The 8,147-nt window shown below is 66.1% G+C and carries 7 protein-coding genes and 2 pseudogenes; 5 read left to right on the top strand and 4 right to left on the bottom strand.

The window, feature by feature from the left end:
• A pseudogene (locus tag AC1DQP_RS12705) lies at positions 1-1,431 on the top strand (ATPase); the annotation flags it as partial.
• A 457-nt stretch (positions 1,432-1,888) separates the two neighbouring features.
• On the opposite strand, the pseudogene AC1DQP_RS12700 reads toward AC1DQP_RS12705, so the two are convergent.
• Positions 1,889-2,734, bottom strand: a pseudogene (locus AC1DQP_RS12700) (YifB family Mg chelatase-like AAA ATPase); the annotation flags it as partial.
• Positions 2,735-2,896: 162 nt separating this feature from the next.
• Here AC1DQP_RS12700 and yidA point away from each other — a divergent pair.
• On the top strand, positions 2,897-3,736 hold the full coding sequence (gene yidA, locus AC1DQP_RS12695; RefSeq protein WP_478051717.1) for a sugar-phosphatase: 840 nt from the start codon (positions 2,897-2,899) through the stop codon (positions 3,734-3,736).
• Between the two features lie 79 nt (positions 3,737-3,815).
• A complete protein-coding gene (locus AC1DQP_RS12690; protein ID WP_457318328.1) occupies positions 3,816-4,379 on the top strand; it encodes a DUF6438 domain-containing protein in 564 nt (187 codons plus the stop codon).
• Positions 4,380-4,424: 45 nt separating this feature from the next.
• On the opposite strand, the gene ubiK is transcribed toward AC1DQP_RS12690, so the two are convergent.
• Entirely contained in the window at positions 4,425-4,685 is a 261-nt protein-coding gene (ubiK, locus tag AC1DQP_RS12685) for a ubiquinone biosynthesis accessory factor UbiK (RefSeq protein WP_478051716.1), read from the bottom strand.
• Positions 4,686-4,808: 123 nt separating this feature from the next.
• On the opposite strand from ubiK, the gene AC1DQP_RS12680 reads away from it, so the two are divergent.
• Positions 4,809-5,147 (top strand): P-II family nitrogen regulator, encoded by a 339-nt coding sequence (locus AC1DQP_RS12680; RefSeq protein ID WP_038685739.1) that lies wholly within the window; start codon positions 4,809-4,811, stop codon positions 5,145-5,147.
• 19 nt (positions 5,148-5,166) lie between these two features.
• Here the strand turns inward: AC1DQP_RS12680 and AC1DQP_RS12675 are convergent, their stop codons facing one another.
• Both AC1DQP_RS12675 and AC1DQP_RS12670 read right to left on the bottom strand, forming a co-directional pair.
• Positions 5,167-5,820, bottom strand: coding sequence for an RIO1 family regulatory kinase/ATPase domain-containing protein (locus AC1DQP_RS12675; protein ID WP_256774751.1), 654 nt, complete (start codon positions 5,818-5,820; stop codon positions 5,167-5,169).
• 199 nt (positions 5,821-6,019) lie between these two features.
• The gene (locus tag AC1DQP_RS12670; RefSeq protein ID WP_457318325.1) at positions 6,020-6,976 is read right to left on the bottom strand and encodes an alpha/beta hydrolase; all 957 of its coding nucleotides are present in this window, start codon (positions 6,974-6,976) and stop codon (positions 6,020-6,022) included.
• Between the two features lie 219 nt (positions 6,977-7,195).
• On the opposite strand from AC1DQP_RS12670, the gene AC1DQP_RS12665 reads away from it, so the two are divergent.
• Positions 7,196-8,101 (top strand): aspartyl/asparaginyl beta-hydroxylase domain-containing protein, encoded by a 906-nt coding sequence (locus AC1DQP_RS12665; RefSeq protein ID WP_478051715.1) that lies wholly within the window; start codon positions 7,196-7,198, stop codon positions 8,099-8,101.
• Positions 8,102-8,147 lie beyond the last annotated feature (46 nt).

Here is an 8,147-nt window from a genome sequence, read left to right as displayed (position 1 = left end):
CAGCAAGAGGCCGGCTTGCGCACGCAACTGAGCGAGGCGGTGCGGGTGCTGTGGGAGGAGATGCGTCGCGTGGTCACGGCGGCGGCAGCCGCGTGTCCTGCCCAGCTGCAGGCGGCGGCGTTGCCTCTACTGCCCCCAGCCGCCACAGGTGCCTGGCTGGGCGCATGGGTCGATGGCGACCGCCGCGGATGGACTGCGCTGCTGCAGGTCGCCGAGTTCATCGAACGTGCCGACGCGCAGTCTCGCGAGGCACATGCCTTGCGTGGAGCGCTGGCTCAGGAACGAGATGTCTTGGACCAGCAACGGCTGGAGATCGAGCGGCTGAAGACTCTGCGCACGACCGCAGACCAGGAACTGGCCACCGCCCGGCAGACCGTGGCCCAGTTCGTTGAGGCCAACCGTGCCCTGATCGATGCTGCCGCGGCCGAAGTGCCGGTCATCGCGCACCACCAGCGCATCCAGGCCGCCTACAGCGGCTACCTGCCTGAGATCCAGGCCTACCTGGCGGCCTTGCCGGGCCTGCTGCTCCAGGGCCTTGGAGAGCAGGCTCGCAACCTCTACAACGCGTTCAACCGCGCCGATCCGCCCGGCGACCTGCTGCATGCGTTGTGGCTGCCGGTCGCCGAGAATGGCAAGATCGAAGTCGAGTTCACCGGCGAACCTGGCGTGCGCTATGACGCGTTGGTCGTCTTTAGCGAGGGGCACATCAAGTGCCTGGGACTGGCGATCCTGCTGGCCAAGAACATCGCACAGGGATGCCCCGTGGTCATCTTCGACGACGTCGTCAACGCGATCGATGATGACCACCGTGACGGCATCTGGCGCACCTTCTTCGAGGATGGCGTGCTCGACGGCAAGCAGGTCATCCTCACCTCGCACGCCGAGGAGTTTCTGCACCGGATTCAGCAGGAACTGGGCGCTCGCCGCGCCGGAGCGATCAAGCGCTACAAGTTCCTCCCGCACCAGGGTGAGCACGAACTGCGCGTCGACAGCGACCCGCCGACGAAGAACTACGTACTGTTGGCCCAGCAGGCGCTGGCGGACGATGAGAAGCGCGAGGCCTTGCGACAGGCACGGCCCGCGCTAGAAAGCTTGACTGACCGCCTCTGGACATGGCTTAGCCGGCGGGGAGATGGGCGCCTTGAGATCAAGCTCGGCGGACCTCGCTCGCCATGGGAACTGAACAACAAATGCAGCAAGCTGAAATCAGCGGTAGCTCGCGTTGCGGTGCAGTATCCCGGTGCACAGCAAGCGGTCGACGCACTTACCGCTTTGCTTAGCGTCAACGGGGCGAGCATTGAATGGGGATACCTGAACAGTGGCGTGCACGACGCGCAGCGCGATCACGAGTTCGACCGAGCTACTGTGCGAACAGTAGTGGATGCAGTCACTGCCTTGGATGACGCGTTGGAAGCACTGCGGAACCCCTGATCGACAGTACGCCCAGAGCAGAACACCATAGTTTGTCCAAAGTGCACAAACTATGGTGTTCGCCCTACTATCTATCTGACTGCAAAGGAGATGTCCCAACCTATGGAGAAGCCGCAGAACTAGGGGCAATTCGCGCAGTATCGGCGGCGTACGTTGAATTCAAACCCATTGGGGACTGGGGGCGTGAACTGGGCCGTTTCTGATAGCTAGGCGCGGGGTTGTAGCGCAATCGCTCAGTCTTCGCAGAAGGCGTATGCCTTGGTCAAGGCGTTGTCAGTTCGGCCGCGCATGGACGATGGTGCGCGGCACTATGGCCAGTTGACTGGATCAGAGCTATCTGTCGCCGGAAAGTACCCCAATGGTTGCTGTATCGGCTTGGCCCAATAGGGTTGAGAGCGGAGGGCTTTCGCTAATGTCAGTCGCGCATTTCATGACCTAGTCGCGTTAATCGTGACTCGTGACAGCCGCCCCCCACCAGCGACGCAGCGCTGGCGGTGTGATGCGGCGATCGGTAAGGCCGTTGCCGCCAACGCGCGGCGTCGATGCCGTGCCCACCGCAAGCGGTCACGGTGGCCGTCTCCAGCGCTTCGGCGTCGGTTGCATCGGGCAGGATGCCGGGCAGCCGTGACGCCAGCAGGGTCTTGCCGCATCCCGGCGTGCCGATCAACAGCAGATGGTGGCCACCTGCCGCGGCGACTTCCAATGCGCGCCGCGCCAGCGGCTGGCCGCGTACGTCGCGCAGGTCCGCCATCGGCGAACCGGCAATGTCCACCGGCATGGCGCGCGGAAGCTCGCGTTCGCCCAACCCGGCACAGACCTCCAACAGGGTGCGCGCCACGCGCACGTCGGCATGCCCGGCCAGCCCGGCTTCGGCCGCGTTCTCCGGCGGCACGATCAGCGTGCGATCCAGGCGGGCGGCGGCCAATGCCGCGGGCAACACACCGTTGATGCCACGCAGTTCACCGGTGAGGGCCAGCTCACCCAGGAACTCATAGCGCGACAACACCTGCGCATCGATCTGCCCGCTGGCGGCCAGGATGCCCAGCGCGATGGCCAGGTCGAAACGTCCACCTTCCTTGGGCAGATCGGCCGGTGCCAGGTTGATGGTGATGCGCCGCTGCGGAAACTCGAACTGCGAGCAGACGATGGCCGCACGTACCCGGTCGCGCGATTCGCGCACGGCGGTTTCCGGCAGGCCCACCATCTGGGTGTGCGGCAGCCCGCCGGAGAGCAGCACTTCGATACGCACCGCGGGCGCGTTGACGCCGGCGCGGGCACGGCTGTGGACGAGCGCCAGGCTCATGCGGTTACCACGGTTGCTTGGGATGGGGGCGATGATGGCGGCTGCGCGCAGGCCGGTATGTAGGCATTCGCACCGGCCTACCGTCGGGCTTCTGCGGTCGCGGACGTTCATGCGCTGCCGCTAGACTGGACATCCCCCTGCACCGCCCGAACATTGAACCTGATGGATATGCAACACCGCCCCGACCCGGTCCACCTCGTCGCCATCGACATGGACGGCACCCTGCTCAACCCGGCCCACCAGCTTACGCCGCGTGTTAAGCAGGCCATTGCCGCAGCCCGCGCGCAGGGTGTGCGGGTTGTGCTGGCCAGTGGCCGACCGGTGTCCGGGCTGGCGCCGTTCCTGAGCGAACTTGGCATCGAGGGCGATGCGGAGTTCTGCATCGCCTGYAACGGCGCGGTGGTGGAGAACCTCGGCAGCGGCCAGCGCGTGGTCGAGTACCCGCTGAGCTTCGAGGACTTCATGTTCTGCGAGCGCATCGCGCGCGATCTGGGCATCCACTTCCAGGCGATGGATGGACTGCGCATCTACACGCCCAACCAGGACATCAGCATCTACACCGTGGCCGACTCGCACCTGTCGCATGCGCCCCTGTCTTACCGGCGGGTGGAGGACATGGACCCGGCGATGCAGTTCATCAAGCTGATGATGATCGACGAGCCGCACGTGCTGGACGCGGCAATCAAACGCCTGCCATCGGAACTGACCGATCGCTTCGCGGTGCTCAAGAGCGCCCCGTTCTTCCTGGAGGTGTTCGACCATCGGGCGGGCAAGGGGCCGAGCCTGCAGAAACTGGCCAAGCACCTGGGCGTGGATGCGGCCAACGTGATGGCGCTCGGCGACCAGGAAAACGACCTGACCATGCTGCAGTTTGCCGGCACCAGCGTGGCGATGGGCAATGCGATCAAGGCGGTGAAGCAGACCGCGCGCTTTGAGACCGCGTCCAATGCCGAAGATGGCGTGGCGTTGGCGATTGAACGGTTCGTATTGCGGGGCGCGTAAGCCGCTGCGTGAGCTGTCAACGACTGCAGGTCGAAGGATGCATTAAAGTCGCTCCTGACAGGGATGCAGGACGATGCCGATGCAATTGCAGGACGCAAAGGAATACGGGTTGTTCAAGCGAGGCGTCATCGCTTCCGGTGCAGCGCTGCTGCTCGCGCTGGCGGCATGCTCCAGCCCGCAGACGCCTCCCCGCGAGGCCGACCTGATCGATCAGATCACGCTCAAGCGGCGTGCCTGCTACGGCACGTGTCCGGTGTATGAGGTGAGCGTGGCCAGCGATGGGTCGGTTCGCTTCATAGGCCAGGGATATGTACAGCAGCACGGCGTGGCCCACGCAACGATTGCCCCTGAGCACTGGCAGCGACTGCTGACCGCGGTCGAGGACGCCGATTTCTTCTCGCTGCAGCGCCGGTACGCGCCCCACGATGGTTGCATTGAGGGTATGACCGACCAGCCGTCCTACCGGATAAGTGTCAGCCGGGCGGGCAAGGTAAAGCGGGTGGTGGTCTACGAAGGGTGCAAGAGCACGCCCGCGCTGGAAGCGGCCTCACGTCTGGGCCGCATGATCGATGCCGAGCTGGGCACCGCACGGTGGATCGGCAGGGGATGCGAAGTCGGCAGCGTCGAAGCGTGGTGCTATTGAACAGGGCGGCTCCCGCTGGGCTGCCCGTGTATGGTCCGGCGCAGATTACTCACCTGACGCACCACTCCCACGCGCTTCCAGTTCGGCCACCACCTTCTCCAACGCCTCCAGCTTCTCGCGTGTCCTGAGCAGCACCGCGCGCTGCACGTCGAATTCCTCGCGCGTCACCAGGTCCAGCTTGCCCAGACCGGCCTGCAGGGCGGTCTTGAAGGTGGCCTGCAGTTCTTCGCGCGACTGGCGCAGGCCCGGCGGGACCATGTCGCTCAGGCGGCGGGCCAGGTCATCCAGGTGGTTGAGGTCGATCATGCTGTGCTCCGCGGGGTATACGCTAAGGATAATCCCCGGCGCGGCTGCCGGCACTGGGCGGGTGCATCGCGTTCACCGGCCGACAGGCGTTATCCTCGCTGCGCGATTACAGGAGCCAATCAGATGAAGATGGTCATGGCGGTGCTCAAGCCGTTCAAGCTCGACGACGTGCGCGAAGCGCTGGCCGAGCGCGGCGTCACCGGGATCACGGTCACCGAGGTCAAGGGCTTCGGGCGGCAGAAGGGCCACACCGAGCTGTATCGGGGCGCGGAGTACGTGGTCGACTTCCTCCCCAAGGTGAAGATCGAGGTGGCGGTCACCGACGGCCAGGTCGAGGAAGTAGTGGAGGCCATCGTCAAGGCCGCCGGCACCGGCAAGATCGGCGACGGCAAGGTGTTCGTGTACGACCTGGGCAGCGTGGTGCGCATCCGCACCGGTGAGCTGGACGCCGACGCGCTGTAAGCGCGCCGGATGGCCACGCTCAGGCGTGGCCCTTGAACCAGCGGTAGAAGCGCTTCCAGCCCACGCGCACGGCCGCCACCCAGCGCGGGTCGGCCACCTGCGCAGCCTCCGACGCGCTGGGGCGCTCGCCGGTCAGGCGCTGGCGCATCTTGAGCAGGTTCTTCATGTCGCTGCGGCGAAGCTGGCGCGAGACCGGGTGCACCGGCAGCCAGCGCGGGCTGCGCCAGGCCGAGGTGAAGTCCACCAACACCGGCACCCCGCCGCTGACCATGACGTTGGTGCCGTGCAGGTCGTTGTGGGTGATGCCGGCCGCATGCAGGCGGGTGAGCGCGTACTGCAGCTGTTCGAAGACCTCCACGCCCACCGACTGGGCCGCGCTCAGGGTCTGGCCGGGAATGAATTCCATGCCCAGCGCGAGGCCGCCGACGGTGCCCAGCAGGGCAGGGGCATGCTTCCAGCCGCTCAGGCGCTGCAGGATGCGCGCCTCGCGGCGGACCAGCAGGCGCGCGAGCGGCGACAGCGGCGTGCCGCGGTAACGGGTGTAGTCCTTGACCACCGCCGGCTGGCCGTTGAGGCAGGTGCGGTAGACATCGGGTTCAAGCAGGCGTTCGCCGCGCTTGAGCAGCTCGGCGGGGGCGGTGTCATCGACACACGAGGCAACGAGAGTGTTCATAGGGGTCTGTGCGACCCGGCGGTCGGCGCAATGCGTCAGGCGTACCGGTGCTACTGAAGGGTGATTACTAAGATTTCGTTAATTTTAGTACTCGCCGGTACACCAATCCAGCGTTTGTCGGAGAAATGTCGTAGCCCGGTGTGGAACAGTTCGTCACGCCGAAGCGGACAAACTTGTATCGTTTGAAGGAATGTTGTTTTCAATCAGACGCTTGGGAGACGGGGGTCTGGGCAATGCGCTGGAGGAACGGAAGGAGTGCGTCGCGCAACTGGTCCAGGCCGGGCTGCTCGATCGGGAAGTGGCCGCATTCGGCCAACAGCACCCGCTCGCGGGGGACGGCCAACCGGTTGAAGAAACGGTCGCTGATCTCTACGGGTGTCCACGCGTCGCGGGCGGGATGGACCATCAACACCGGGCATCGCGTGAACTGTTCTGGTTCCCGTGCCGGCGGGGTGTCGAACAGGGACGCCAGCAGGCCCAGTGGTACCCGGTTGCCACCGCCCAGCCGATCGCGGCATACCAGCGCCGATAGCGCGGGATTGCGCGACATCCGTTGCATGTGGGTGAACCAGCGCACGGGGATGCGCAGCCCGCGGGTCACCCGGCTCAGGGGACGCAGGGCAGGCAGCAACCGGCGCATCCAGGGCTGGCGCACCAGCGCCGCCTGCACGACCGGATCGCGCGGGTCGGCCAGGGTGGTGGCCACCAGCCCGTGCACTCTGGGCGATTCGGCCGCCACCAGGTAGGCCAGATAGCCGCCGATGCTCGCGCCCAGCAGCACGAATGGCCGGGCGCGCTGTGCATGCTCGGCTTCGATCAGTGCGAGCAGGCGGTGCTTCCATGCCGCGTAATCGACCTGCGGCCAGCGTGCCGGGCTGAGCCCGTAGCCCGGCAGGTCCGGCGCCAACACTTCGTAGCCGGCCACCGCCAGCCGCTGTGCCAGCGGCGCAAACATCCGTCCGTAGCCGCCGGCGCCATGCACCAGCACCACGCTCATGGCGGCGTCGGCGGGGCCATGGCGGTCCAGCTGCAGCACGCCGGACGGGCCGTCGACGCGGCACGCGCGAGGGGCTGCCGCACCGGCGACCGGATCGAAAAATGCTTGGTAGGCCTGGCTGAGGGGAGGGTAGGGATCGTTGTGGGCAGGTCCGTGCATCGGGACAGTCTAGGCGCTTGGTTCAGCCACGCCGCGCTGGCCACCCCCCAGTCCGTGCTTGACCGGGAGGCGGGCTCTGCCGACCATATGCCGTTATCTGCGCCATCGGCGGCCGCCCCCCACTCCGGCACGTCCCCGCCCCCTGCCGCCTTATCGATGCCGGCTCCTGCCGTGCATCGCCCCCACCTTTTCGGTTCCGGCCCTGCCGGAGGAAGACTGATGATCAAGATCGTGCTGGCAGTGCTGTTCATCGCCTGCGTGCTGTACATCCATTACCGCGGCAAGGTCCGCGCGCGCTGGTCGCGCCAGTTGCTGGACCACTCCAGCTTCATGGCTCCGATCAACGTGATCATGTACGCGTTTTCCAAAGTGCCGACCACGCCGTTCCTGGACCCGGGCAAGGAATTCCCGCAGTTGGAGCCGCTGCGCCAGAACTGGCAGATGATCCGCGACGAAGCCCTGGCCCTGCGCGATGCGGACAAGATCGCCGCGTCCAGCACGTTCAACGATGCCGGGTTCAATTCGTTCTTCCGCCGTGGCTGGAAGCGCTTCTACCTGAAGTGGTACGGCCCCTCGCACCCGTCGGCCAAAGCGCTGTGCCCGCAGACCACCGCGTTGCTGGAATCGCTGCCGGACGTGCGCGCGGCGATGTTCGCCCAGCTGCCGTCGGGCAGCGAGCTGCGCCCGCACCGCGATCCCTTCGCCGGTTCGCTGCGCCTGCACCTGGGTCTTGCCACGCCGAACGATGATGCCTGCTACATCGAAGTGGACGGCATCCGGAAGAGCTGGCGCRATGGCCAGTGGATGATGTTCGATGAGACCTACATCCACCATGCGCACAACGAGACCCCGGACGATCGGGTGATCCTGTTCTGCGACATCGCCCGCCCGCTGCGCTTCGGCCTGCCGAGCCTGTTCAACCGCGCGGTGGCCTCCACGCTGCTGGCCGGCGGCGCCTCGCCGAACCTGCCGGGTGATCCCACCGGTGGGGTCAACAAGGCCTTCGGCAGCGTCTACAAGGTGCGGCTGAAGGCCAAGGCGCTGCGCGAGCGCAGCGTGGTGGCGTATCAGGTGATCAAGTGGGGTCTGGTGGTGGCGGTGATCGCGGGCATCTGGGCGATTTGAGCGCATGGCTTCATGGGTTGCCGGCCAGCGGCCGGCACTACTGGAC

This window comes from Stenotrophomonas sp. P5_A8 (assembly GCF_056400545.1).
Note: the sequence above shows the minus strand (reverse complement) of the source record. Positions and strands in the feature narration are given on the sequence as shown.